Origin of the sequence: Micromonospora sp. NPDC049060, assembly GCF_040649055.1 — a bacterium.
GTDB classification, from domain to species: domain Bacteria; phylum Actinomycetota; class Actinomycetes; order Mycobacteriales; family Micromonosporaceae; genus Micromonospora; species Micromonospora reichwaldensis.
Window position 1 is genome coordinate 1 of record NZ_JBEZEV010000060.1, and the last position, 24,694, is coordinate 24,694.

The 24,694-nt window shown below is 75.1% G+C and carries 21 protein-coding genes and 1 riboswitch; of the genes, 9 read left to right on the forward strand and 12 right to left on the reverse strand.

The features are described 5' to 3' along the window. Positions 1-338 precede the first annotated feature (338 nt). Positions 339-944: a response regulator transcription factor gene (locus tag AB0B83_RS20460; RefSeq protein WP_357579533.1), complete on the forward strand. Its 606-nt coding sequence runs from the start codon at positions 339-341 to the stop codon at positions 942-944. Between the two features lie 258 nt (positions 945-1,202). Then, positions 1,203-1,781, forward strand: a complete 579-nt coding sequence (locus tag AB0B83_RS20465; protein ID WP_151455839.1) for a response regulator transcription factor — start codon at positions 1,203-1,205, stop codon at positions 1,779-1,781. A gap of 24 nt (positions 1,782-1,805) precedes the next feature. Here AB0B83_RS20465 and AB0B83_RS20470 read toward each other — a convergent pair whose 3' ends face one another. From AB0B83_RS20470 to lanKC, 5 genes are all read right to left on the reverse strand, one after another. Then, on the reverse strand, positions 1,806-3,620 hold the full coding sequence (locus AB0B83_RS20470; RefSeq protein WP_357579534.1) for an ABC transporter ATP-binding protein: 1,815 nt from the start codon (positions 3,618-3,620) through the stop codon (positions 1,806-1,808). After that, positions 3,617-5,347: an ABC transporter ATP-binding protein gene (locus AB0B83_RS20475; RefSeq protein ID WP_357579535.1), complete on the reverse strand. Its 1,731-nt coding sequence runs from the start codon at positions 5,345-5,347 to the stop codon at positions 3,617-3,619. The genes AB0B83_RS20470 and AB0B83_RS20475 overlap by 4 nt, the downstream gene beginning before the upstream one ends. A gap of 72 nt (positions 5,348-5,419) precedes the next feature. After that, entirely contained in the window at positions 5,420-5,539 is a 120-nt protein-coding gene (locus tag AB0B83_RS20480; RefSeq protein ID WP_089003486.1) for a SapB/AmfS family lanthipeptide, read from the reverse strand. A gap of 71 nt (positions 5,540-5,610) precedes the next feature. Further along, complete coding sequence (locus AB0B83_RS20485) at positions 5,611-5,730, reverse strand: SapB/AmfS family lanthipeptide (RefSeq protein WP_013734295.1); 120 nt, start codon at positions 5,728-5,730, stop codon at positions 5,611-5,613. Between the two features lie 6 nt (positions 5,731-5,736). Next, positions 5,737-8,337 (reverse strand): class III lanthionine synthetase LanKC, encoded by a 2,601-nt coding sequence (gene lanKC, locus AB0B83_RS20490; protein ID WP_357579536.1) that lies wholly within the window; start codon positions 8,335-8,337, stop codon positions 5,737-5,739. 282 nt (positions 8,338-8,619) lie between these two features. Here lanKC and AB0B83_RS20495 point away from each other — a divergent pair, with 282 nt between their 5' ends. Then, positions 8,620-9,555 (forward strand): diacylglycerol kinase, encoded by a 936-nt coding sequence (locus AB0B83_RS20495; RefSeq protein WP_357579537.1) that lies wholly within the window; start codon positions 8,620-8,622, stop codon positions 9,553-9,555. Between the two features lie 147 nt (positions 9,556-9,702). Here AB0B83_RS20495 and AB0B83_RS20500 read toward each other — a convergent pair whose 3' ends face one another. Together AB0B83_RS20500 and AB0B83_RS20505 are read right to left on the reverse strand one after the other, a co-directional pair. After that, complete coding sequence (locus AB0B83_RS20500) at positions 9,703-10,413, reverse strand: TetR/AcrR family transcriptional regulator (protein WP_357579538.1); 711 nt, start codon at positions 10,411-10,413, stop codon at positions 9,703-9,705. Between the two features lie 60 nt (positions 10,414-10,473). Next, positions 10,474-11,169, reverse strand: a complete 696-nt coding sequence (locus tag AB0B83_RS20505; protein ID WP_357579559.1) for an HAD-IA family hydrolase — start codon at positions 11,167-11,169, stop codon at positions 10,474-10,476. A 164-nt stretch (positions 11,170-11,333) separates the two neighbouring features. On the opposite strand from AB0B83_RS20505, the gene AB0B83_RS20510 reads away from it, so the two are divergent. Together AB0B83_RS20510 and AB0B83_RS20515 are read left to right on the forward strand one after the other, a co-directional pair. After that, positions 11,334-14,126 (forward strand): DEAD/DEAH box helicase, encoded by a 2,793-nt coding sequence (locus tag AB0B83_RS20510; RefSeq protein WP_357579539.1) that lies wholly within the window; start codon positions 11,334-11,336, stop codon positions 14,124-14,126. Positions 14,127-14,290: 164 nt separating this feature from the next. Next, positions 14,291-15,169, forward strand: a complete 879-nt coding sequence (locus tag AB0B83_RS20515) for an MHYT domain-containing protein (protein ID WP_357579540.1) — start codon at positions 14,291-14,293, stop codon at positions 15,167-15,169. Positions 15,170-15,369: 200 nt separating this feature from the next. On the opposite strand, the gene AB0B83_RS20520 is transcribed toward AB0B83_RS20515, so the two are convergent. The 3 genes from AB0B83_RS20520 to AB0B83_RS20530 form a co-directional block, all read right to left on the reverse strand. After that, positions 15,370-16,290, reverse strand: a complete 921-nt coding sequence (locus AB0B83_RS20520) for a 5'-3' exonuclease (protein ID WP_357579541.1) — start codon at positions 16,288-16,290, stop codon at positions 15,370-15,372. Positions 16,291-16,594: 304 nt separating this feature from the next. Beyond that, positions 16,595-17,665 carry an adenosine deaminase gene (locus tag AB0B83_RS20525; protein WP_357579542.1) on the reverse strand — a complete coding sequence of 357 codons (1,071 nt, stop codon included), beginning with the start codon at positions 17,663-17,665 and terminating at the stop codon, positions 16,595-16,597. Between the two features lie 47 nt (positions 17,666-17,712). Then, a riboswitch (S-adenosyl-L-homocysteine riboswitch) is annotated at positions 17,713-17,786 on the reverse strand. 116 nt (positions 17,787-17,902) lie between these two features. Then, the gene (locus AB0B83_RS20530; RefSeq protein WP_101409825.1) at positions 17,903-18,130 is read right to left on the reverse strand and encodes a DUF3040 domain-containing protein; all 228 of its coding nucleotides are present in this window, start codon (positions 18,128-18,130) and stop codon (positions 17,903-17,905) included. Between the two features lie 114 nt (positions 18,131-18,244). Here AB0B83_RS20530 and AB0B83_RS20535 point away from each other — a divergent pair, with 114 nt between their 5' ends. From AB0B83_RS20535 to AB0B83_RS20550, 4 genes are all read left to right on the forward strand, one after another. After that, positions 18,245-19,333 carry a DUF4037 domain-containing protein gene (locus AB0B83_RS20535; RefSeq protein ID WP_357579543.1) on the forward strand — a complete coding sequence of 363 codons (1,089 nt, stop codon included), beginning with the start codon at positions 18,245-18,247 and terminating at the stop codon, positions 19,331-19,333. 149 nt (positions 19,334-19,482) lie between these two features. Then, positions 19,483-20,598, forward strand: a complete 1,116-nt coding sequence (locus AB0B83_RS20540; protein ID WP_357579544.1) for a Xaa-Pro peptidase family protein — start codon at positions 19,483-19,485, stop codon at positions 20,596-20,598. After that, on the forward strand, positions 20,595-21,737 hold the full coding sequence (locus AB0B83_RS20545) for an acyl-CoA dehydrogenase family protein (protein WP_357579545.1): 1,143 nt from the start codon (positions 20,595-20,597) through the stop codon (positions 21,735-21,737). The genes AB0B83_RS20540 and AB0B83_RS20545 overlap by 4 nt, the downstream gene beginning before the upstream one ends. Before the next feature lie 81 nt (positions 21,738-21,818). Continuing rightward, positions 21,819-22,325 carry an Lrp/AsnC family transcriptional regulator gene (locus tag AB0B83_RS20550; RefSeq protein WP_151456848.1) on the forward strand — a complete coding sequence of 169 codons (507 nt, stop codon included), beginning with the start codon at positions 21,819-21,821 and terminating at the stop codon, positions 22,323-22,325. On the opposite strand, the gene AB0B83_RS20555 is transcribed toward AB0B83_RS20550, so the two are convergent. Beyond that, positions 22,255-22,866, reverse strand: coding sequence for a histidine phosphatase family protein (locus tag AB0B83_RS20555; protein WP_357579546.1), 612 nt, complete (start codon positions 22,864-22,866; stop codon positions 22,255-22,257). The two genes, AB0B83_RS20550 and AB0B83_RS20555, sit on opposite strands and share 71 nt — an antisense overlap. A gap of 310 nt (positions 22,867-23,176) precedes the next feature. After that, positions 23,177-24,583, reverse strand: coding sequence for a lysine 2,3-aminomutase (locus AB0B83_RS20560; protein WP_357579547.1), 1,407 nt, complete (start codon positions 24,581-24,583; stop codon positions 23,177-23,179). Positions 24,584-24,694: the final 111 nt, after the last annotated feature.

The window sequence follows — 24,694 nt, forward strand, 5'->3', positions numbered from 1 at the left end:
CGCGCCCCCACGCCCGGCCGCGCCCCGGTGCCGGCCGTGCACCGCGCCGGCGCGGCTCTTTCGACGGGGGCCGACGGCGGGCCACCACCCGCGCCGGCCGGCCCGGGTGACCGGTCTCCCGGGGTGAGTGCCCGCCCGGGCTGAGTCCCGGCGGGCCCGCCCACGCGCTCGTCCGGTTCATCCGGCCGTTGCGCGCCGCGCCGGGCCACCCGGATGCCCCTGACCGTCGGTCGTCGTTGTCGCGCTTGATGATCCAGTCGTTCCGTCCGGCCGGCCCGCGTAGTCCCGTCAACGGGACCGCCCCGCCGCCCCCGCACCCCCCAGATCGGAGCCACCCGTTGATCCGCGTCGTCGTTGTCGAGGAGATGGGCCTGCTGCGCACCGCGCTGTGCGCGGCACTGTCGAGCGAGGAGGACATCGAGGTCGTCGCCGAGGTGACCGGGGTGGCGGAGCTGCCCGCCCTGGTGCGCCGGCACCGGCCGGACGTGGTGTTGGTGGACCTGGCGCCGGACGCCCCGCACCCGGTCGAGGTCGTCGCCGAGATCACCGGGGCGATGCCCGACACCGCCGTGCTGGCCATAGGCCGCCGGTGGAGCCAGCGGATCGTCGGGGACCTGCTGGCCGCTGGCGTACGGGGCCTGGTGGGCAAGGACGCGTCCCTGGAGGCGCTCGTCGACGCCGTCCGGGAACTCGCCGCCGGGGGGAAGGTCATCGACGCCGCCGCCGCCGTGACGGCGCTGCGTCCCGCGTCGAGCCCGCTGACGCGCCGGGAGGTGGAGGTGCTGCGGGTGGCCGCGGAGGGCCTGCCGCTCAAGGAGATCGCCCGCCGGCTCTACCTGGCGCACGGGACCGTACGCAACCACCTGTCGGCGATCATGCGTAAGACCGGTGCCCGCAACCGGATGGAGGCGGTGTGGCGCGCCCGCCGCGACGGCTGGATGTAGCGGGCCGGCCCCGCCCACCCGGGCCGGGGCGTGCCAACGCCGTCCCGCCCCACGTCCGGACTGGACGGCGGCGGATCGCTCGCCGAATACGGCCCGGACGGCGGCGGATCGCCCGTCGAATACGGCCCGGACGGTGGCGGGTCGCCCGCCGAATACAGCCTGGACGGCGGCGGGTCGCCCGCCGAGCGGAATCTGGCGGGACGTGTTTGAATTCTGACGGTCCGTGATCTGTCTGACGACGCTCCGGAGGGGTCAACGGTGATCCGTACCCTGCTCGCTCTCGACGGCGCCCTGGTCCGTGGCGCCCTGTCGCTCGTGCTCGCCGCCGAGGCGGACATCAGCGTGGTGGCGGAACTGGACCGGGGCGACGCCCTGCCACCGGCGGTCCGGACGCAGCGTCCCGACGTGGCGGTCGTGGACCTCGACCTCATCGGCGACACGGGCGTGGCGGGGCACTGCCCGTTGCTGGTGCTCGCCGACCGTCGGCGGGCGCGCAGCCTGCACCGGGTCTTCGTGCCGGGGCGCACCGTCGGGATCCTCGGCGCCGACGTCTCCCCGCACCGGGTGCTGGACGGCATCCGGCGGCTGGCCCGCCGCGAGTCGGTGGTCGACGCCGACCTGGTGATGGCGGCACTGAGCAGGGACAGCCCGCTCACCTCGCGGGAGACGGAGATCCTCGACCTGACCGCGGCCGGGGCACCGGTCGTGGAGGTCGCCCGGGCGCTCGGGCTCGCGCCGGGGACCGTGCGCAACCACCTCGGCCGGATCGCCCGCAAGGCGGGCGCGCGCACGCGGGTGGAGGCGGTGCGGGTCGCCCGCGAGGCCGGCTGGATCTGACGACGGGTGCCGGCCCCGGGACCGTCAGGGCCGGCCGAGCGGCACGCGGTCCGGCGGCGTCACGTCCTCCCAGTGCCCGACCAACTCGCGGTAGGTCATCGAGCGGGTCAACAGGTCGTCGTGGCTGCCGACGAGCGGCCGGTCGCCGTCGAACACCAGCACCCGCTGCGCCCGGGTCGCCGAGCTGATCCGGTGCGCGATCACCACCAGGGTGCCGCCCCGGCGGGCGAAGGCGTGCTCGACGGTCGCCTCCAGGGTCGGGTCCAGGTGGCACGTCGCCTCGTCGAGGATCACCAGCGGCGCCGGGGCGAGGTAGGCCCGGACCGCGGCGACGAGCTGACGCTCCCCGGCGGAGAGGGCGGCGGGGTCGAGTTCGGCGTCCAGGCCACCGAGGCGGGCCACCAGGGGACCGGCGCCGAGGGTGCGCACGGCGGCCAGGACCGTCGCGTCGTCGGCGTCGGCGTGCAGGTAGCGGAGGTTGTCGCCGACGGAACCGGTGCGCACGTACGCCTCCTGCGGCACCAGCACCCGCAGCCGGGCCAGCGCCTCCGGCGGCGTGCCGTTTACCGGTAAGCCGGCCAGGTGGACCGTGCCCGACTCCGGTGACGCCAGCCCGGCGACCAGCGCGGCCAGGGTGGACTTGCCGGCACCGCTCGGCCCCACCACGGCCAGATGGTCGCCGGCCGCCACCGTCAGGGTGAAATCCGCCAGGACGGGGCGGGCGTGCGGGCCGTACCGGAAGGTCAGCCCCCGCAGCGCGACCGCCGGCGGGTCGCCGACGGCGGCGGCTGGTGAAGGACCCGCCGGGCCGGCGGGGACCGGGGGCGCCGGGACGGCGGCGGGGCGCGACGGCGGGGCGGCGGGCGGCGGGAGGTCGGGCCCCGGGGGCGGGCTGGTGCGCAGGATGCGGCCCAGGGTGACGGCGTAGCGCAGGCCGCCGCCACCGACGCCCTGCACGACCGCGTGCAGGGCGGGTTGCAGCCCGGTGGTGACGTAGACCAGCGCGCCCAGCACGGCGCCGGCGCTCAGCCCCTGGCGGACCAGCCACGGCGCGGCCAGCACCAGCACCACCACGGGCAGCCAGCCGCCCACGCCGAGGCTGAGGCTGCGCAGCGCCGCCATCCGGGCCAGCGTCCGCTCCGCGTCGGCCTGCGCCGTGACCCGCTGGTCCACGTCGGACACCACGCGCTCCTGCGCGCCGCAGGCGACGACGTCGCGGTGCCCGGCCAGCGCCGACGCCGCCGAGCGGCCGAGCTGCTCGCCGGCGGTCACCTGGGCCCGCTGGTGCGCCACCATGGCCGGCAGCGACGCCCCGAACACGGCGAGCCCCACCACCAGCGGGGCGGCCACCGCGCCGGCCAGCGGCGGGGCCAGGGCGAGCAGGCCGAGCAGCGCCGCGCCGGCGGTGAACAGGAACCCGCGGACCACCAGCAGCAGCCCGCCGAAGGTGTCCCGGACCACCTCGACCTGGTGGGTCAGCCGGGCCACGGTGGCGCTGTCCGCCCGGCCGCCGGCGCGGGTGGCGTCGTGCAGGGCCCCCCGCACCACCCGGGCGGCCAACTCGTCGCGGAACGGTTCCACCACGGCCCCGAGGCTGCGGTACACCTGTCCGGTGGCCGCCGCGCCCACCAGCACGGCTGCGGCCAGCCCGGCCAGCCAGGCCAGGCCGGTGCCGAACTCACCGGCCAGGAAACCCCTGTCGACGGCGCGGGCCACGAGCACCCCGCCGAGCAGCGCCGGCAGGGCCTCCACCGCGGACCAGGCGGCCAGCCGGCCCAGGGCCCGCCGGCGGGCCCGCAGTGCCGCCCAGGTGCTGCGGCGTACGCCGGGGCCGCTCATCGGGCGTCTCCGCCGGGCGTGAAGACGGCCCGGTAGGCGGGGTCGGCCCAGAGTTGCCGGTGCGGCGCCACGGCCCGCAGCCGCCCGCCGTCGAGCCACGCCACCAGGTCGGCCGCCGCCGCCGTCGTCGCGCGGTGGGTCACCACTAGTCGGGTACGCCCGCCGGCGCCGGCCGCCACCGCCCGGGCGATCCGGTGTTCGGTGGCGGTGTCCAGGCTGGACGTGGCGTCGTCGAGGACGAGCAGCCGCTCGGCGGGGAACGCGCGGGCCAGCCCGAGGCGCTGCGCCTCGCCGCCGGAGAGCGGCGCGTCCGTCAACCGGGTGCGGAAGCCCTCGGGCAGCCGGGCGACGACGTCGGCGACCTGCGCGGCCCGCGCCGCGGCCAGCACCGCCGGGGTCGCCGGGGCGGTGCTGGCGGGCGGTCGCGCCGAGCCGGTGGGCAGCCCGAGCCCGATCGCGTCGTGCACCGTCTCGCCGACCAGCACGGGCCGGTCGAAGGCGTGGCCGACGGCCCGGCGCAGCGCGGACGGGTCGAGCTGGCGCAGCGGCACCCCGTCCAGCAGCACCTCGCCGGTCTCCGGGTCGTGCAGGCGGCCGGCCACCGCGGCGAGGGTCGACTTGCCGGCGCCGGAGCGGCCGACGACGGCCACCGTGGCGCCCGCCGGGACGGTCAGGTCGATCCCGTCGAGGACCGCCCGCCCGTCCTCGGCGCGTACACCCACCCCGCGCAGCCGCAGTTCCCCCCGGCCGGGCGGCAGCGGCTCGGTGCCGTCGGGGCGTACCGGGTGGGCCAGCGGCTCGGCGATCCGGCCGGCCGCCGCGCGGGCGCGGACGAGGCGGTTCAGGGTGGCCAGCACTGCGCCCAGTCCGGCGCCGAGGGCCGCGTACTGCACGGCGGCGACGAGTTGGCCGGGGGAGAGCCAGCCGACGGTCAGCGCGTACCCGCCGACGGCCACGACGGCCACCTGGAGCAGCGGCCCCACGGCGGCGGTGCGGGCGCTCGCCCTGGCCAGCAGTCGCCAGCTGAGCAGCCCGTACCCGCGCAGTTCCGGCAGGGCCGCGAGCACCCGGTCGCGTTCCCGGTCGACGGTGGCGGCGGCGGCGATGGTGCGGGCGCCGCCGAGGGCCTCCAGCAGGCGCCCGGCGATGTCCCCCAGCACCCGTTGGTAGCCGGCGACGGCGGCGGAGGCGTCGGTGACGAAGGCGCGCATGAGCAGCGTGAGCAGGGCCAGCCCGCCGAGGAGGGTGACGCCGAGCAGCGGTTCGAGCAGGGTGAGCGCCACGACGCTGCCGACCGGGGGGAGCAGCGCGACGACGCCGAACACCACGGCGGTGCCGGCCTGCCCGGCCTCGGCGGCCTGCCCGACGAGCCGACCGACCAGGTCGCCCACCGGGTGGCGGCGAACGGTGCGGACGTCGCAGGCGAACAGGTGCCGCAGCAGGCGCCGGCGCAGTCGCGCGGTGGCCCGGGCCGCGCCGTACCCGCTGGCCACGTCGGCGAGGACGTCGGTGACCATGAGGACGGCGATCAGGCCGCAGACGGCGGCCGGCCACCAGACGCCGCGGTCGCCGTCGACGGCGGCGTCGACCGCGAGCCCGAGCGCGGCGGGCAGGGCGAGTTCGGCGGCGGCGCCGGTGAGTGAGACCGCGCCGAGCAGGACCGTCCACCCGCCGCCGTCGCGGACCACCCGCCGCAGCAGCCGGTCGGAGCCGGTCGGCGTCCCCATGGCTTCTCCCGCGAAAGACGTGCGGCCCTGGGCGGACACGGCGTCCGCCCAGGGCCTCGCGTGATGACCTGGTCAGTTGCAGGTCGTGACGGACAGCGAGCTGTCGCCGCAGAGCAGCAGGCTCGCCCGGCTGCCACCGCCGGTGCGGTCGGCGGGGGCCATCTCCATGCCCTGAAGGTCGAGAAGCGCCATGTCGATCATCTCCTTCTGTACTGGTCGGTCGGATGGTCCTGCGCTGGATGTCGCCGCTGAGGGCGTCCGGCTCAGTTGCAGGTCGTGACGGACAGCGAGCTGTCGCCGCAGAGCAGCAGGCTCGCCCGGCTGCCACCGCCCGTGCGGTCGGCGGGGGCCATCTCGAGGCCCTGGAGGTCCAGAAGCGCCATGTCGTGTCACCTCCTTCCGTGCTGGTCGGTCGGGTGGGTCACCCTCGCCGAGGCGAGGGAGTCGGGGGCGCCCGTCAGGGGCGCGAGGAACGGCAGGCTCACCGGGTCGTCGGGCCGCGCGGCGGCCAGCGCCAGCAGCACGCCGGCGGTGCCGGTGCCGAGGTCCATGGACAGCCGCAGCAGCTGCTCGCCCGGGAAGGCGGTGCCGTCGCGGTAGGGCAGGGCGTGCCAGGCCAGCCGGGCCACCTGGGCGTCGCGTTCGCGGCAGAGCTCCGGATCGTCGGGGTACGCCGCCAGGTAGGCGATGATGCCGGCCCGTCCGGCGAAGAGGCCGGACTGCGCGTAGAACGGTGACCGGGCGGCGCGGCGTACGCCGGCGCTGGCCTCGGCGAACCGCTCGTCGGCGCGGTGCCGCAGGTACTCGTCGAGCACCAGCCCGATGCCGACGCTGCCCTGCCCGAGGTAGGGCATGGTGCGCCAGCCCTCGTTGACCTCCAGCGCGCCCTCGGGGCGTACCACGCAGCGGCGCAGGTCCTGGCGCAGGGCCGTGGCGGCGTGGTCCAGCAGGGCCTCGTCGCCGGTCAGCTCGTGCAGCCGCACCAGCAGCAGCGCCGGCCCGGTGCGGCCGCGCAGCAGCCCGGCGTACGGGTTGCGCCCGCCGCTGATGTCCGGCCCCGGGTCGTCGGCGAGCTGGTCGACCACCCGCTCGGCAACCCGCCAGGCCGCGTCGCGCAGGGTCGTCTCGCCGGTGCGTCCGGCCAGCTCGGCCAGGTTGAGCGCGATGCCGGCGAGGCCGCCCGAGAGGCTGTGGTCCAGGCCGTCCAACGGCTGGCGCAGGCAGATGTCGAGCACGTCGAGGGCGTCCTGCCGGCGGCCGAGCGTCTCCAGGGCGTACGCGACGCCGTGCAGGCCGTCGTAGAAGCCGCACCGGGTGCCGGAGGCGGGTGCCGTGGCGTGGCGGACCAGCCACTCTTCGTGTTCCGGCCACCGTCCGGCGCCGCTGACGTGCAGGGCGTACAGGACGCCGGCGGCGCCGTGGGCGAGGTTGAGCCCGCCGCTGCGGAACTGCTCGATGTCGCCGGGGAAGAGCCGGTCGTCCCGGTCGGGTGTCGCGCTGGCGAGGATCGCCCGGGCGAGCCGGTCCCGGTGGGCCGGCCCGACGTCGACGGTGAGGTCGGGTGCGTCTCCGGCGTCCGCCGGGGCGGTGCCGGTGATCTCCCGTACGGCGTCGTCGAGGAGTTCCCTCGGCACCGGGAAGTGCGCGGCGATCACGTCGGCGAGGTGCGCGGCCTTCTCCGGCCCGAGCCGGACGAGCTGGGTCAGCGGCAGGAACAGCGCCAGCCGCAGGCAGGCCAGGGCGTACCGGTCGACGGCGGGACCGGTGCGGTCCCGGGGCGCGGCGAAGCCCTGGTTGCGTAGTCCCGGCCGGCGATGGCCGTCGATCGGCGCGGCGACCTCGAAGTCGACGAGCGCGATCCGGTCGTCCGGGCGGACCATGACGTTGAACAGGTGCAGGTCGCCGTAGACCAGGCCGCGGTCGTGGATCGCCGTGACGACCTCCTCGACCTGCCGGTGCACGTCCAGCGCCCAGCGGGTGTAGTCGGCGCGGTCGGCGTCCGTGGCGTCGGCGTCGATCAGCGGGTACCGGTCGACCAGGACCTTGTTGAGCGGGCGGCCCTCGATGAACTCCAGCGCGAGGAACCGGTGCTCGCCGAGGGCGAACTCGTCGTGCACCCGGGGCACCTGCGGCAGGTCGGCCAGCCGGCGCAGCGCGTCGGCCTCCCGGGCCAGGCGGGCGACCGCGTCGGTGCCGTCGGCGTCGAGACCGGCGTGCGGCCGGGCCTCCTTCAGCACCAGCTGGTCGTCGGTCCGCACGTCCCGGCCGACGTAGAGGCCGCCGCCGTTGGAGAAGTGGATGACCTTCTCGATCCGGTACGGCACCTCGTTCGTGCTGGTGGCGTTGCGGGCGGCCAGGTGCGGGCCGAGGAAGTCGGGCAGCGTCACCCAGGACGGCACGTGGAACACCGGGTCGCGGCGGTCGGGCACCAGCGTGCCGGTGTCGTCCTCGATCGCCGGGACCACCTGGCCGTCGGGGGAGTGGCAGTAGCGCGCGGCGAAGCCGCCGTAGCGTACGTGCACCGGGCCGGCGCCGTGGCGCAGGTCGCTGAGGATGTACGGGCCGGGCTCGCCGGCGAGCAGTTCGTCGAGCTCCTTGCAGACCAGCTCCAGCTCCGCGTCGTCGCGGGGGTACACGGTGATGAACTTGCCGCTGGCCGCCCGGGAGGCGTACTTGGAGTTGCGCAGGAGCAGGGTGCGCGGGCCGCGGAGGAACTTGAAGGACAGTCCACGGGGGACGCAGTAGTCCCAGACGGCGTCCAGCACCCGCTCGGCGTTGTCGAGCGTCGCCGACACGTGGATCTTCCAGCCCTGCTGGGGCAGCGTGCCGCCCTCGGGGGCGTAGATCAGCCAGTCGTCGAGCGGCTCGGAGCGCCAGCCGTCGGGGACGGGCCGCTGCGCCGCCGCGAAGGTGGGCTGCTCGACCGCGCTGCCGAGGGAGTCGTAGAAGAGCCGGTCGGCGGCGCAGTAGCTGTCGTAGCGCTCGTCCACCGTGACCACTCCCTCCGCTGTTCGGCCGGTGCTGTTGTCGTTCGGCCGATGCCTGCGTCCTGCTGACGGATCTGAGTCTGTCCGTTCGGGCTATGGCGGTTCCAGTGCGTTCAGTCATGACGACGGATGCGTGCCGCACGGGTCGGCCGTGACAAATGTCAGTTGCGCCCGGGTGCGCGGTGCTCCGCCGGTGGGTCGCCGACCGCACGGTGGGCGGTGCCCCCGCCGGTGGGTCGCCGACCGCACGGTGGGCGGTGCCCCCGCCGGTCCCGGGGCGGTACGGTGCTCGCCGTGACCGCAGACGATCACCCCTCCGTCGCCGGCGCCGGGCCCGTCGCCGTGCTGGCCAACCCGACCGCTGGCCGGGGTCGGCACCGAGGGCTGCTGCCGCAGGTCCTGCACCGGCTCGCGGCTGCCGGCCGGCCGGTACGCCCGCTGCACGCGCGTACCGCCGACGAGGCCGAGGCGGCCTGCCGGGCGGCGGTGCGCGACGGTGCGTCGGCCCTGGTCGCGGTCGGCGGCGACGGGACCGTGCACCGCGCGCTGCAGGCGGTCGCCGGGACGGGGGTCCCGTTCGGTCCGGTGCCGGCGGGCACCGGCAACGACTTCGCCGCCGACACCGGCTTCCCGGCCGACCCACTCGCCGCCGTCGACGTGATCGCGGCGGCGCTGCGCGACGGCCGCACCCGCCCGGTGGACCTGGCCCGGATGACGGGGGCCGACGGTACGGACCGGTGGTACGGGGCGGTGCTCGCGGCCGGCTTCGACGCGATCGTCAACGAGCGCGCCAACCGGATGCGCTGGCCGAGCGGCCCGCGCCGCTACGACCTGGCGATCCTGGTGGAGCTGGCCCGGCTGCGCCCGCGCCGCTACACCCTGCGTCTCGACGGGGTGCCGCACGAGGTGGACGCCGTGCTGGTGGCGGTGGGCAACTGCGCCAGCTACGGCGGCGGCATGCGGATCTGCCCGGACGCGGATCCGACCGACGGCCTGCTCGACGTGGTGGTGGGCGGCCGGTTCCACCGGCGCACCCTGATGCGGGTCAAGCCGCGCATCTACCGGGGCACCCACGTGACGCATCCGCTGGTGCGCAGCTACCGCGCCCGTACGGTCGAGCTGAGCGCCGAGGGCATCACCACGTACGCCGACGGCGAGCGTGCCCTGGCCCTCCCCCTGACCGTCACGGCCACCCCCGCCGCCCTTCACCTCCTCCGCTGACCCGCCCGCCCGCCCTCCCCGCCCTTCCGGCGCCGATCATGCAGTCGTGGTGCCCCGCACAAGCCGTGAATGCCCGCAAAGCCGGCACCAGAAGTGCATGATCGACCCCGTCGAGGGCGTCGAGCCCGCCAGGGCGTGGGGCGTTGGTCAGGGGGTTGTGCGGGTGATGCGGTCGAGCCATTCGGCCAGCAGGGTGCGTTCGGCGGCGGTGAGATCCGTGGTGAGGGTGTCGAGGGCGGCGCGCAGCGCCACCGCGTGCCGGACCGGACGGTCGGCCCGGGAGGTCGCCCGGGCGGCGGGGGAGTCCGTGACCAGGGCGGCGAGCACCGCCTCCCGGGTCCGGGTCGACAGGGTCGGGTCGCGCCCCGGCAGCGGGGTCCGGATCAGGGTGAGGGTGACCCCGCACGCGGTGGCGTGCAGCATCTCGGTCGCCTGGTCGACGCTCGTGCGCAGTCGACCCGCCTCGGCCACCCGGTGCACGAGCTGGCGCAGGATGTCGGCCGCCACCCTGGCCGCGGTCGGGGTCTCGCCGGGGCGCGGGTCGCCGTACATGAGGGCGTGGAACGCCGGGTTGGCCACGCCGAAGCCGACGTGCAGGTCCCAGCCCCGGCGCAGGTCGTCGACCGGGTCGTCGGCGAGGTCCCCGGCCGCCTGGGCGTGCAGGTACGCGGCGAACCCGTAGCTGGCCGCCGCGTCCAGCAGGCCGCGCATGTCGCCGAACTGGCGGTAGATGGTGGGCGCCTGCACCCCCGCCGCCCGGCTGACCGCGCGGGTGGAGACGGCCTCCCGGCCGCCCTCGGCGAGCAGTGCGGCGGCGGCCCGGACGATCCGGTCCCGGGGCGACGTCTCGGTGATCATGGCAGCGACGATAACGCCTTCGCGTTAGCGCCTGGTGTTAACGGCGCTGTTGGTGTGCCGTTAGCGCTGATGCTCGACGCCGGCCAGGTCCAGCACGGCGCCCAGCCCGTTGGCCCGACCCGCCTCGGCGGCCGGCAGCACCAGCACCGCGCACCCAGCCTTGACGGCCCCCGCGTCGGCCGGCGTGTCGCCCACCATCAGCGCCCGCTCCGGATCGACGCCGAGCATCCCGCAGGCGCGCAGGAAGATCCCCGGGTCCGGCTTGCAGCGCCCCACCTCGTACGAGAGCACGAACGCGTCGACCAGCCCGGCCAGCCCCCAGGCCTCGAAGTGCGGCCGGATGTCGAAGCCGATGTTGCTGACGACGGCCACCCGGACGCCCCCGGCCCGCAGCGCGTCCAGAGTCGCCGCGGTGTCCGGGTAGGGCACCCAGCCCTCGGGCACCAGCACCCGCTCGTAGAGTGCCTCCGCGAAGCCCTCGATGCCCGCGTCCACGGTCTCGGCCAGCCCGGTGTAGGCGCCCCGGTGGGCGTGCGGGTAGAGGTCCCGGTCGGCCCAGAGCTCGGCCAGCCGGGGCGGCACCCGGGTCGGCAGCGGCCCGCCCGCCCGGCCGGCGGTCAGCAGCCGGTCGGCCAGCGCGGTGGCCCGCATCCGCTCCAGGCTCACCCCGCAGGCGGCGGCGGCCGCGAGCACCCAGTCCCGGGGCTCCTCCACCTGGGCCAGGGTGCCGTGGAAGTCGAGCAGGACCGCCTCCACCGGCCGGCGGGACGGACCCGGGCGGACGGCGTCGTCGGCGCCGCGCGAGGCGTGGGGCGGTTCGGCATGATCCGGCACGTCGTGCACCCTACCGACCGCCCCCGACCCCCCTGCCGGTTGGCCTTGTCCGGTGGCTGTCGGCGGCACGCATTAATCTTGGAGGCATGTCGAGCCCCGCCGAGCGGTACGCCGCGGCGCGCCGCCGGGCCGCGCAGGCCTCACAGTTCCCGGCACTTGACGAGTTCGCCCTCGATCTGGGGTTCGACCTCGACGACTTCCAGCGGGAGGCGTGCCAGGCGCTGGAACGGGGCAGCGGCGTCCTGGTCTGCGCCCCGACCGGCGCCGGCAAGACGGTGGTCGGCGAGTTCGCCGTACACCTGGCGCTGCGCGGCACGCCGGCGCCCGCTGCCGGCGACGGGGCCCCGCCCCGCCGGCGCAAGTGCTTCTACACCACCCCGATCAAGGCCCTGTCGAACCAGAAGTACCACGACCTGGTCGACCGCTACGGCGCCGAGCAGGTCGGGCTGCTCACCGGCGACAACGCCATCAACGGCGACGCCCCGGTGGTGGTGATGACCACCGAGGTGCTGCGCAACATGCTCTACGCCGGCTCGGCCACCCTCGACGGCCTGGCGTACGTGGTGATGGACGAGGTGCACTACCTGGCCGACCGGTTCCGCGGCGGGGTGTGGGAAGAGGTGATCATCCACCTGCCCGCCTCGGTCACCCTGGTCTCCCTGTCGGCCACCGTGTCCAACGCCGAGGAGTTCGCCGACTGGCTGGTCACCGTGCGCGGCGAGACGGCCGTGGTGGTCAGCGAGCACCGCCCGGTGCCGCTGTGGCAGCACATGCTGGTCGGCAAGCGGATGTTCGACCTGTTCCACGACGCCGACGCCGCCCGCAAGCACGACGTGCACCCCGAGCTGCTGCGCTACACCCGCGACACCATGCGCCGCCTCGAGTTCGGCGAGGGGCGCAGCGCCGGACCCGGCGGCGGCCGGCGCGGGCCCCGCTGGCGTGGCCCGATGCGCCCCGACATCGTCGACCGGCTCGACCGGGAGGGGCTGCTGCCGGCGATCCTGTTCATCTTCAGCCGCGCCGGCTGCGCCGCCGCCGTGCAGCAGTGCCTCGCCGCCGGACTTCGGCTCACCTCCCCCGAGGAGCGGGCCGAGATCCGCCGCGTCGTCGAGTCGCGGGTCACCGCCATCCCCGGCGAGGACCTGACCGTCCTCGGCTACTGGGAGTGGCTCGACGGCCTCGAACGCGGCCTGGCCGCCCACCACGCCGGCATGCTGCCGGTGTTCAAGGAGGTCGTCGAGGAGCTCTTCGTCCGGGGCCTGGTCAAGGCGGTCTTCGCCACCGAGACGCTCGCCCTGGGCATCAACATGCCGGCCCGCTGCGTCGTGCTGGAACGCCTGGTGAAATACAACGGCGAGGCGCACGTCGACCTGACGCCGGGGGAGTACACCCAGCTCACGGGCCGTGCCGGCCGGCGGGGCATCGACGTCGAGGGGCACGCCGTCGTCGTCTGGTCCCCGGAGACCGACCCCCGGCACGTGGCCGGTCTCGCCTCCACCCGCACCTACCCGCTGCGGTCCAGCTTCCGGCCGTCCTACAACATGGCGGTCAACCTGGTCGGCACGGTCGGTGCCGAGCCGGCCCGCGCGCTGCTGGAGTCCTCGTTCGCCCAGTTCCAGGCGGACCGGTCGGTGGTCGGCCTGGCCCGCCAGGTGCAGCGCAACACCGAGACCATCGAGGCGTACGGCGCGGAGGCGGCCTGCCACCACGGCGACTTCGACGAGTACTTCGCGCTGCGGGTGGCGATCGGCGAGCGGGAGCGGGCCATCGCCCGGCAGGGGCAGAGCCAGCGCAAGGCCGCCGCGGTGGCCTCGCTGGAGCGGCTGCGGATCGGCGACGTGATCCGGGTGCCGTCGGGCCGGCGGGCCGGCCTGGCGGTCGTGCTCGACCCGGCCACCGGCGGCTTCGGCGAGCCCCGGCCGCTGGTGCTGACCCAGGACCGCTGGGCGGGCCGGGTCAGCCCGGGGGACTTCACCACCCCGGCCGAGGTGCTGGCGCGGATCCGGGTGCCGAAGCACTTCAACCACCGGTCCCCGGCGGCCCGGCGCGACCTGGCCGCCGAGGTCAGCGGCACCGGGCTGGACCGGCACGGCGGCCGCCGCGGCGGCCGGTCCCGGCAGGCCGTCGGCGAGGACCACCGGCTCAGCCAGCTCCGCACCGAGCTGCGCCGGCATCCCTGCCACGCCTGCCCCGACCGCGAGGAGCACGCCCGCTGGGCGGAGCGGCGCCGCCGCCTGGAGAACGACACCGAGGAGCTGCGGCAGCGGGTGGCCGGCCGGACCGGCTCGCTGGCCCGCACGTTCGACCGGATCGTGGCGCTGCTCACCGCCCGGGGCTACCTGGCGCCCGACGGCGCGGTGACCGACGCCGGCCGGATGCTCGGCCGGATCTGGACCGAGGCGGACCTGCTGGTCGCCGAGTGCCTGCGGCGCGGGGTGTGGGACGGGCTCTCCCCGGCCGAACTGGCGGCGGCGGTCTCCGTGGTGGTCTTTGAGGCGCGCCGCGACGTCGACGAGCGGGCGTCGCTGCCGCGTGGCCCGGTGGCCGAGGCGGTCGACGAGACGCTCAAGCTGTGGAGCGAGATCGAGGCCGACGAGGCGGCCCGGGGCCTCACCGTCACCCGGGAGCCCGACCTCGGCTTCGCCTGGCCGGTCTACCGCTGGGCGCGGGGCGAGGCGCTCGCGAAGGTCCTCGGCAGCGGCCACGAGATCGACGGCGAGATGCCGGCCGGCGACTTCGTCCGCTGGGCGCGGCAGGTGGTCGACCTGCTCGGCCAGCTCGCCGACTCCGGCGGCGCCTCGGCGGAACTCAGGTCCACCGCCCGGCAGGCGATCGGCGCCGTGAACCGGGGTGTGCTGGCCTACCACACCCCCGCCTGATCGTCACTTTCCGTCACCGAACATCGAAATCGACGCATCACTAAGTCACCGCGACGGCACCCCCCGGCAATTCGGGGGGTGCCGTCGTGCCTGGTCACGGCATCCCTGATCATTGCTCCGGCGCGAGATCGCGCGTCGGTGGAACGATCTGGGAGAAGGCCGCCGTGGCGGAGATCAATCACTTCGAGTACGGGTGGATCACCCCCGCGCTCAGCTACGCGCTGTCGGTGCTGGGCTCGGCCCTGGGGCTGATCTGCGCGGGCCGGATCCGCACGGCGGGCAGCGCGGGCCAGCGCGCCTGGTGGGGAACCCTGGCGGCCTGGGCCATCGGTGGCACCGCCATCTGGACCATGCACTTCATGGCGATGCTCGGCTTCGCCGTCGAGGGCACCCGGATCCGGTACGACGTGCCGATCACCGTGGCCAGCGCGATGATCGCGGTGATCGCGGTCGGCATCGGCCTGGCCATCGTGGGCACCGGGCGGTTCTCCGCCGTGCGGCTGCTCGCCGGGGGCCTGTTCACGGGCGCGGGGGTCGCCGCGATGCACTACGCCGGCATGGCGGCCATGCGGCTCAACGGCCGGATCGACTACGACACCACCCGGGTCGTGCTGTCGGTCGTGATCGCGGTGGTCGCGGCCACGGTGGCGCTCTGGCTCGCGATGACCGTCCGCCGGGGGCTGGCGATCGTCGGCTCGGCGCTGCTGATGGGCGTCGCCGTCAACGGCATGCACTTCACCGGGATGAGCGCCATGTCGGTGCATCCGCACTCCGGGCAGGGCGAGGTGGTGGGCGCGGGCGTCAGCACCCTGCTCGTGCCGATCATCCTCGCCGTGGTGTTCGGCGTGGTCGGGCTCGTCTACGCGCTGCTCGCCGCCCCCACCGCCGAGGACCGGGCCGCCGCCGCGTACTTCGACACCCTGCGGGGCCCGGAGCCGGCCGAGGCGTCGCCGCCGCCGGACCCGGTGGGGCTGCGGGCCCGGTCGACGCTCGGCCGGCCGGGCACCCCGTTCCCGTCCCGCCGGGACAACCCGCCGCGCTGACCCGCCCAGCGGACCGACACCCGCAGCCGGGAAGATCTCCCTGCGGACCTGCGGACCTGCGGACCTGCGGACCTGCGGACCTGCGGACCTGCGGACCTGCGGACCTGCGGACCTGCGGTCCCGTCCGGCCCGGCGGCGACCCGCTGTCGGGCCGTGCGCGCGACCGGCCGTGCCCCTGCCCGGCCGTGCGCGCGACCGGGTCAGGACCGCTGCGCGAGGGCGTCGACCAGGCGGCGTGCCGAGCCGGCCAGGTTCCACTCGGCGGCCAGCTCCAGCAGCCGGTCGGGGTCGGTCGGCGCGGTCGGCAGCTCGGTGGCCAGCTCGGGCAGCGGCACGTTGAGGGCGACCCGGACCACCTGCGGCGCGACGGCCAGGTAGTCCCGCGCGGCAACCAGCTTGGTGCGCAGCCCGGGGGCGAAGCCGGAGTTGGGCTCGTCCAGGGCGGCCAGGATGCCCGCGATGTCGCCGTAGCGCTCGACGAGCCGGGCGGCCGTCTTCTCGCCCACGCCCGCCACCCCGGGCAGCCCGTCGCTGGGGTCGCCCCGCAGGGCGGCGAAGTCGGCGTAGCGGTCGGCCGGCACCCCGTAGCGGGCGCGCACCGCGGCGTCGTCGCAGTCGTCCAGCTTGGCCACGCCCCGCCCGACGTAGAGCAGCCGCACGGGGCGTGCGTCGTCGACGAGCTGGAACAGGTCCCGGTCGCCGGAGACCACCTCGACCGGCGCCGGCTGGGTCACCGAGAGGGTGCCGAGCACGTCGTCGGCCTCGTAGCCGGTCGCGCCGACGTGGGCGATCCCGACGGCGTCGAGCACCTCCAGGATCAGCGGGACCTGCGGGCTGAGCGTGTCGGGCACCACCTCGCCGCCCTCGGGGGCCACCCGGTGCGCCTTGTAGGACGGCAGCAGCGCCACCCGCCAGTCGGGCCGCCAGTCGTGGTCCATCGCGCAGACCATCCGGTCGGGCCGGCGGGTGCGGATCAGGCTCGCCAGCATGTCGAGGAAGCCGCGCACCGCGTTGACGGGGCTGCCGTCGGCGGTCCGGGCCGCCGACTCGGGAATGCCGAAGTAGGCCCGGAAGTAGAGACTGGGCGCGTCGATGAGCAGGATCGGGGGTCGGTGTGCCACGCCCGACAGCCTGGCACACCCCACCGACGATCAGGGGGGCAGACGCTCGGGGCCTAACGTTCGGGTAAGTCCCGGCAAGCCAAGGCCAGCGACAACCCGGTCTGGCGCAACGGGATCGGCTGGCAGTGCTGTCGTCGGTGGTCGGCCCGGGTGATGGGAGGGAACCCGCAGGCTTGCAGCGCGTCCATGGTCGCCGCGATGAGAGCACCGCCGTGACCCAGGAGCGTGCCGTTCCAGTTCCACACGATGTGCTGCACCCGCGGGTCCCGGTTCCCGGACCCGAAGGTGTCAGCGCTGGCGGTGGTCATCGGGGATTTTCCCCACTCGGACTGGTCGCCGCAGCCGCGCGGTACGAGAACGACTGGAGATGGTCGTCGATCTCGGCCAGCGTGGCGGTCTTGCCCGGATCGTCGAGGAACGAGTACCGCACGGCCTGGCGGGCCAGCTCGGCGACACCGCGCTCGTCCAGATCGAGCAGGTCTGCGGCCACCTGGTATTCCCTGTTCAGGGTGGTGGAGAACATCGGCGGGTCATCGGAGTTGATGGTGACCGGCACGCCGGCGGCCACCAGTTGCGGTAGCGGATGCTCGGCCAGCGACGGCACCGAACGAGTACAGGCGTTGGAGGTCGGGCACACCTCCAGGGCGATGTCATGCTCCCGGAGGTGATCCATCAGCTCGGGGTCGCGGGCGGCGGCGATGCCATGGCCGATGCGTTCCGCGCCGAGGTGGCGTACCGCCTCCCACACGGTCTGCGGACCGGTCGACTCACCGGCGTGCGGGACGCTGCGCAGCCCGGCCGCCCGGGCGGCGGCGAAGTGGCCCGCGTACCGCCGCCGGGGGATTCCGGCCTCAGGGCCGCCCAGCCCGAAGCTGACCAGCCCGTCCGGGCGCTGCTTGAGCGCCACGTCGAGCGTGATGTCGGCGCCCGTCATCGTGGGCTCACCCGGGATGTCGAAGCACCAGCGCAGCTGGATGCCGTGGTCGCGGGCGGCCCGCAGCCGGGCGTCCTCGACCGCCTCGCAGTACGCCTCGGCCGGGATGCCCCGCACGATCGACGAGTACGGGGTCAGCGTCAGTTCGGCGTACCGCACGGACTGGGAAGCGAGGCCGGCACCGATGTCGTAGGTGAGCGTGGTCAGGTCCTCGGCGTCGCGAATCAGATCCACCACCGACAGGTACACCTCGACGAAGTGCGCAAAGTCAGTGAATGTGAAGTACTCGGCCAGGCGCGCCGGGTCGGCCGGCACGGCCGTGGTCCCGGCGTGCCGCTCGGCCAGGCGAGCCACGGTCTGTGGTGTCGCTGACCCGACGTGGTGCACGTGCAGTTCCACCTTGGGCAGGCCGGCGATGAAGTCAGTAAGGTCCGTTGCCATGTGCACAACCCCCACAGCGAGTGATCCGCCGGAGGGACGGGCCTCCCAGCGGGAGGCGCCCTTGGACCAAGGAAGGGCCGAGCGTGGCGGATGATCATCCGTCGCAGCGCCTCTCGACCCGCATCGGCACGCTAACAAGACTGCTCGGCGACGACAACCCCGCGCAGCGGGGCCAAGATCGCCCTTAGCGGGACTCTCCGGACATCGGTCCCCGGGAGCCGGGCACGGCGCGGCGGATCAGGGACGGTCGTCGTCGCGGTACAGCGCCTCGCGGCGGGCCACGTACTGGAGCCCGTAGCTGACCAGCAGCAGCACGATGGCGGCCGCCACCTCGAGCCAGGCCGCCGTGCCGTCGGCGACGGTCAGGCCGACGACCAGCAGCACCAGGCCCGCCACCGCGAGGACGCCCGCCCAGAGCAGCCGGCGACGTCGGGTCGCGGCGCGCTCGGGTTCCGTCGCTGCCACGGCGGTCGCTCCTTCCCGTCGGCGACCCGTCCGCGCCCAGCCTATCGGCGGGTACGGCCGGTGGCGGCGGAACCGGGCTGCGGGAGCGCCGTCCTCGGGCGCAGACTTGCCGGTGTGACGTTCGTTGCCGGCCTGACGCTGGGCCGCCGCTTCCACGACGAGGTGCTGGCGCCGATCCTGCGTCGCCGCCTTCCCGACCTGCCGTACGCGGCCGGTCTGCTCGACGGCGGCTCGGAACTGCTCGGCCTGGACACCCCGCGCTCCACCGACCACGACTGGGGCCCGCGGGGGCAGCTCTTCGTCGCCGCGCCGGACGCGGCCCGAATCCCGGCCCTGCGCGCGGCGCTGGACGCGGACCTGCCGGCGGAGTTCCTCGGCTGGCCGACCCGGTTCACCGGGCACGGCAGGCTGGGGGTGGCCGACCGGGCGGGCAGCCGCCACGGCGTCACGGTCCACGAGCTGGGCGGTTGGTGGCACGACCGGCTGGGCTTCGACCCGGCCGGCGGCGTCGGCACGGCCGACTGGCTGGCCACCCCGACGCAGCGGCTGGCCGAGGTGACCGGCGGCGCGATCTTCCACGACGGCCTCGACGGCGCGTTGACCGCGGCCCGGGCGGCGCTGGCGTGGTATCCGGACGACGTGTGGCGGCACGTGCTCGCCGCCGCGTGGACCCGCGTCGCGCAGGCCGAGCACCTGCCCGGCCGCTGCGCGGAGAGCGGCGACGAGCTGGGCAGCCGGGTGGTCGCCGCCGGGCTGGCCCGGGACCTGATGCGGCTCGGCCTGCTGCTGCACCGCCGCTGGCCCCCGTACGACAAGTGGCTCGGCACGGTGTTCGCCCGGCTGCCGGACGCGGCGCCCGTCGTCGCGGCCCTGGCCGACGCGCTCGGGCCGGCCGACTGGCGGGAGCGGGAGGACGGGCTGGTCCGGGCGCTGGCGGCGGTCGCCGCCTGGACCGACGACACCGGCCTGGCGGCGCCGGTGCGCGCCCGGCCCCGGCCGTTTCACGCCCGACCGTTCCTGGTCCTGGACGCGGGTCGCCTCGCCGCCGCGCTACGCGCCGCCATCACCGACCCGGCCCTGCGCGCGCGTGTGCCGCTCGGCGCGGTCGACCAGTACGTCGACAGCGTGGACGTGCTGACCCACGCGCACCGGGTCCGTCGGCTCGCCGCCGCGCTGCCGTCGGGGGCGGACGGCGCCGACTGACGCCGGGCGGCCGGGCCCGGTGACGGGCCCCGTCCCGCCGGGGCGGTGACAGGGCCCCGCGCGCCGCTCACGATGGTCGATGGACTGGAGAGCGCTCCCCGGAGCCGGGCGGGCTGGGGGCGCCCCCGAACGACCGTTAAGCTGAGCGCGTGGGATCCGACGAGTTGTATCCGCCCCGACGGCTGGCCGACGCCCAGCGCGCCACCGCCGCCGCCGGCCTGGACGCGCTGCTGCTCACCCCCGGCTCCGACCTGCGCTACCTGACCGGCTACGACGCCCACGAGGGGGAGCGGCTCACCTGCCTGGTGCTGCCCGCGCAGGGGGAGCCGACCCTGATCGTGCCCACCCTGGAACGGCCGGCCGCCGAGGCGTCCCCCGCGCCGGCCACCGGCGTACGCATCGTCGACCACGCCGACGGCACCGACCCGTACCCGCTGCTCGTCGCCGCCCTCGGCGGACCGGTGGCGACGGTCGGCCTGGCCGACCGGATGTGGGCCGAGCAGGTCCTGGCCCTGCGCGCGGCGCTGCCCGGCGCCACCCAGCGGCTGGCCTCCGAGGTGTTGCGCGAGATGCGCCTGCGCAAGTCCCCGGCCGAGGTCGCGGCGCTGGCCGAGGCGGGCGCGGCGATCGACGCCGTGCACGCGCGGATGGGGGAGTGGCTGCGGCCGGGGCGCACCGAGGCGGAGGTGGGCGCCGACATCGCCGCGGCGATCCGGGCCGCCGGCCACGTGAGCGTGGACTTCGTGATCGTCGCCGCCGGCCCGAACGGCGCCAGCCCGCACCATGGCACCTCCGACCGCCCGATCGGCGCCGGCGAGCCGGTCGTCGTGGATATCGGCGGGACGATGCCGTCGGGCTACCGCTCCGACTGCACCCGCACCTACGTCGCGGGCGCCCCGGCGCCGGCCGAGTTCGTCGACTACTACGCGGTGCTGCACGCCGCCCAGCGGGCCGCGGTGGCCGCGGTCCGCCCCGGGATCACCGCCGAGGACGTCGACGCGGCGGCCCGGGAGCCGATCGCGGCCGCCGGGTTCGGCGCGGAGTTCCTGCACCGCACCGGCCACGGCATCGGCCTGGACGGCCACGAGGAGCCCTACGTGGTGGCCGGCAACGCCCGCACTCTGGAGCCGGGGATGGCGTTCTCCGTCGAACCGGGCATCTATCTGGCGGGCCGCCACGGCGCCCGCATCGAGGACATCGTCGTCTGCGCCACGGACGGCGTGCAACGGCTCAACACCACCCCCACGGAGCTCATCGCGCTATGACTGTCGACCGGATCCTCCCCACCGACGAGGCCCACGACCTGCTCGACCTCGCCACCGAACTCGCCGACCGGGAGCTCGCGCCGCGGGCCGCCGGGTTCGAGGAGCGCGCGGAGTTCCCCCGCGAGGTGCTGCGCACCCTCGGGCGGGCCGGCCTGCTCGGCCTGCCCTACGCCGAGGAGCACGGCGGCGCCGCCCAGCCCTACGAGGTCTACCTCCAGGTGCTGGAGATCCTGGCCAGCCGCTGGCTGGCGGTCGCCGAGGCGGTCAGCGTGCACACGCTGTCCTGCTACCCCCTGGCACAGTTCGGGACGAACGAGCAGCGCAAGCTGCTGCCCGACATGATCGGCGGGGAGAAGCTCGGGGCGTACTGCCTGTCGGAGCCGCAGGGCGGGTCGGACGCCGCCGCGCTGACCACGAAGGCCGTGCGCGACGGCGACGACTACGTGGTCGACGGCACCAAGGCGTGGATCACCCACGCGCAGGTGGCGGACTTCTACAACATCTTCTGCCGCACCGGCGGGCCCGGCCCGAAGGGCATCTCCTGCCTGCTGGCCGACCGCGCCACGCCCGGCATCGCGCCGCAGGCGGCCGAGCGCACGATGGGGCTGCGCGCCTCCCCGGTGGCGCAGATCGCCTTCGACTCGGCCCGGGTGCCGGCGGAGCGGCTGATCGGCGGGGAGGGGGCGGGCTTCACCATCGCCATGTCCGCACTCGACTCGGGACGCCTCGGCATCGCCGCCTGCGCGGTCGGGCTGGCCCAGGCGGCGCTGGACTACGCGGTCGGCTACGCCCGGGAGCGCCAGCAGTTCGGCAAGGCGATCATCGACTTCCAGGGGCTGGGCTTCACGCTCGCCGACCTGGCCACCCAGATCTCCGCGGCCCGGGCGCTGATGCTGGCCGCGGCCCGGCTGCGCGACGCCGGCCGGCCGTACTCGATCGAGGCGGCGAAGGCGAAGCTCTTCGCCACCGACGTGGCGATGCGGGTGACCACCGACGCGGTGCAGGTGCTCGGCGGGGCCGGCTACGTGGCCGACCACCCGGTGGAGCGCTACATGCGCGAGGCCAAGGTGCTCCAGATCGTCGAGGGCACCAACCAGATCCAGCGGCTGGTCATCTCCCGGGCGCTGGCGAAGGGCTGACGGGCGTCGCCCGCCGGCGCGGCGTCGCGCCGGCGGGCCGCCTCGTCGCCGCGACGCGGTTTTCCCGGTAGGTTGCACGCCGTGGAGGAGATCGACCGCGCCATCATCGCCGCGCTGACCGCTGACGGTCGGCTGTCGTACACCGATCTGGCGGAGCGAGTGGGCCTGTCGGTCTCCGCCGTGCACCAGCGGGTGCGCCGCCTGGAGCAGCGCGGAGTGATCAAGGGGTACGCCGCCCGGGTCTCCTTCGAGGCCCTGGACCTGCCGCTTACCGCGTTCGTGGCGATCCGGCCCTTCGACCCGTCGCAGCCGGACGACGCGCCGGAGCGGCTGGCCCACCTGCCCGAGATCGACTCGTGCTACTCGGTGGCGGGGGAGGACTTCTATCTCCTGCTGGTGCGGGTGGCCAGCCCGGCCGACCTGGAGCGGCTGCTCCAGGAGATCCGGACGGCGGCGAACGTGACGACCCGTACGACGGTGGTGCTGTCGACGCCGTACGAGAACCGGTCGCCGAAGATCAGTGCCGAGCCCCAGCTTCGGGTGCGCTCGCGGGGGTCGGGGGAACCGGCTGGTTCCAGCGCAGGATGACCCGCCGGCCGTGCTCGTGGCCGAGCACGCTGACCGTGGCGGTGTCCAGGCGCAGCAGCCCGCCGGCCGACGGGGGCAGGCCGACCCAGCGGGCGCCGAGCACGCGCAGGCTGTGGGCGTGCCCGACGAGGGCGACGGTGCCCCGGTCGAGCAGCGGATGGACCCGGGCGAGCACCCGGTCGAGGCGCTCGCCGACCTGGTTCGGGGACTCCCCGCCGGGGCAGCCGTCGGCCCAGATGGACCAGTTCGGGTGGTCGTCGCGGATGTCGGCGGTGGTGCGCCCCTCGTACTCCCCGTAGTTCCACTCGGCCAGGTCGTCGAGCGTGCCGGTGACCGTGAGGCCGGCGAGGCGCGCGGTGTGCAGCGCCCGGGCGCGGGGGCTGGTCAGGACCGCGGCGCAGCGGCGGCCGGCGAGGAAGCGGCCGAGGGCGCGGGCCTGCCGCTCGCCGTCGGGGGTGAGCTGGAGGTCGGTGTACGAGGTGTGCCGGCGGCTGGCGCTCCAGGTGGTCTCACCGTGCCGGATCAGCAGAAGCTCTCCCATCAGCCCAGTCAACCAGACAGCCTCTCCCCACCGTTCACCTAGTGTCCTAGGATGCCCTAGCGGGTGTGCGGGCCGCCGCACGAAGAACGGACGACCATGTCGAGGCACCGACCAGAAGGGCTGGCACCTCCAGCAAGGGACGCCGACACCAGGCTGACGCGGCCAGCGGGCCACGGAAGCCCGGGAACGGAGTCATGCCCGCCGGGGGAGTGGTGGAGGCCAAGACCCGGCGAGGTGGGGCCTGGGGGCCCGGAAAACGCGTCACCCCCGGGCCGGGTGTCGGCTCCGGGGGTGACGGTGTCGCGGCTGGTCAGTCGTTGCGGTGCTCGGCCCACCACTGCTGCCCGGTCTCGGGCAGGGTGTCGATCGGGTCGTAGTAGGCGTGGCGCTTGTTGAGCGCCTCGGCGTCGGCGGACTCGATGGAGGTGCGGTAGTTCTTCGTCCAGTACGAGATGCCGCGGTCGCGGTCGTACTCGGTCAGCATGTGCACCCAGCGCTTGCCGACGAAGGGGACGTCGCAGACGATGCGCGGGGTGGCGTAACCGGGCAGGTAGCCCATGATGTCGTGCTGGAGCTGCTGGGCGTGCCAGACCGGGACCCGCCAGTGCTCGGCGTTGGGGATCATGTCGCACATGTAGAAGTAGTACGGCAGGATGCCCGCCTCGCCCTGGAGGGCGAAGCAGAGGTCGAGCAGGTCGGGGGCGGTGGCGTTGACGCCGCGCATGAGCACGCCCTGGTTGCGGACGTCGCGTACGCCGACGTCGAGGGCGGTCTGGGCGGCCCTGGCGACCAGCGGGGTGAGCGACTGGGCGTGGTTGACGTGGGTGTGGATGGCGAGGTTGACGCCGCGGCGGGCGGCGGTGCGGGCGACCCGTTCGAGGCCCTCGACGACGTCGGGCTGGAGCCAGTGCTGGGGCAGGCCCATGAGGGCCTTGGTGGCGAGCCGGATGTCGCGGATGGTCTCGATCTCCAGCAGCCGCATCAGGTAGGACTCAAGGTTCTTCCACGGGACGTTGGCCACGTCGCCGCCGGAGACGACGACGTCACGGACGCCGGGGTGGGCCTTGAGGTAGCCGATGTGGGCGTCGTAGCGGTCGACGGGCTTGAGGGTGAGCTTGAGCTTGTCGACGGCGGGGGTGGAGTTGCCGACGAGGTCCATGCGGGTGCAGTGCCCGCAGTACTGGGGGCAGGTGGAGAGCAGCTCGGCGAGGACCTTGGTGGGGTAGCGGTGGGTGAGGCCCTCGGCGACCCACATGTCGTGTTCGTGCAGGGAGTCGCGGCTGGCGTACGGGTGGGAGGGCCAGTCGGTGCGCCGGTCGGAGGCGACGGGGATCATGTAGCGCCGGATGGGGTCGGCGAGGAACGCCTCGGTGGTCATCGGCGCGAACGGGACCATGGTGTTGACCATCTGCGGCGGCACCAGCATGGACATGGTGGCCAGGGCCTTCTGGTCGGCCTCGAGGTCGGCGTAGAAGGTCTCGTCGACCGTGTCGCCGAGGACGGTGCGCAGCTGCTTGATGTTCTTGACGCAGTTGACGCGCTGCCACTGGGCGTTCTCCCACTGGTCGCGGGTGACGTGGCGCCAGCCGGGGAAGCGGGTCCAGTCGGGTTCGACGAGGGGCGCGCGGCGGTACTCGTAGGGCTGTCCGGCGGTGGGGACGGCGACCGGCGCGGGACGGGGCGCAGGTGGGGTCTCTACCGGTTGGGTCTGGGTCACGGCCCCTCCTCGATGTGGTGCGGTTGATCAGCGACCCCGAAGGCTACTGGAAAATATTCGGTGAAGAAATTAGTCTGCCGTAAGTTTTCCCGCTACGCGAGCCCTGGTCGG

What these genes read in the sequence shown, in the direction of transcription:
- AB0B83_RS20475 (WP_357579535.1), bottom strand. Translation starts at nt 5,347, where the DNA reads ATGGGGACGCCGACCGGCTCCGACCGGCTGCTGCGGCGGGTGGTCCGC.
- AB0B83_RS20485 (WP_013734295.1), bottom strand. Translation starts at nt 5,730, where the DNA reads ATGGCGCTTCTGGACCTCCAGGGCCTCGAGATGGCCCCCGCCGACCGC.
- AB0B83_RS20525 (WP_357579542.1), bottom strand. Translation starts at nt 17,665, where the DNA reads ATGGCAACGGACCTTACTGACTTCATCGCCGGCCTGCCCAAGGTGGAA.
- AB0B83_RS20545 (WP_357579545.1), top strand. Translation starts at nt 20,595, where the DNA reads ATGACTGTCGACCGGATCCTCCCCACCGACGAGGCCCACGACCTGCTC.
- AB0B83_RS20500 (WP_357579538.1), bottom strand. Translation starts at nt 10,413, where the DNA reads ATGATCACCGAGACGTCGCCCCGGGACCGGATCGTCCGGGCCGCCGCC.
- AB0B83_RS20470 (WP_357579534.1), bottom strand. Translation starts at nt 3,620, where the DNA reads ATGAGCGGCCCCGGCGTACGCCGCAGCACCTGGGCGGCACTGCGGGCC.
- AB0B83_RS20555 (WP_357579546.1), bottom strand. Translation starts at nt 22,866, where the DNA reads ATGGGAGAGCTTCTGCTGATCCGGCACGGTGAGACCACCTGGAGCGCC.
- AB0B83_RS20510 (WP_357579539.1), top strand. Translation starts at nt 11,334, where the DNA reads ATGTCGAGCCCCGCCGAGCGGTACGCCGCGGCGCGCCGCCGGGCCGCG.
- AB0B83_RS20480 (WP_089003486.1), bottom strand. Translation starts at nt 5,539, where the DNA reads ATGGCGCTTCTCGACCTTCAGGGCATGGAGATGGCCCCCGCCGACCGC.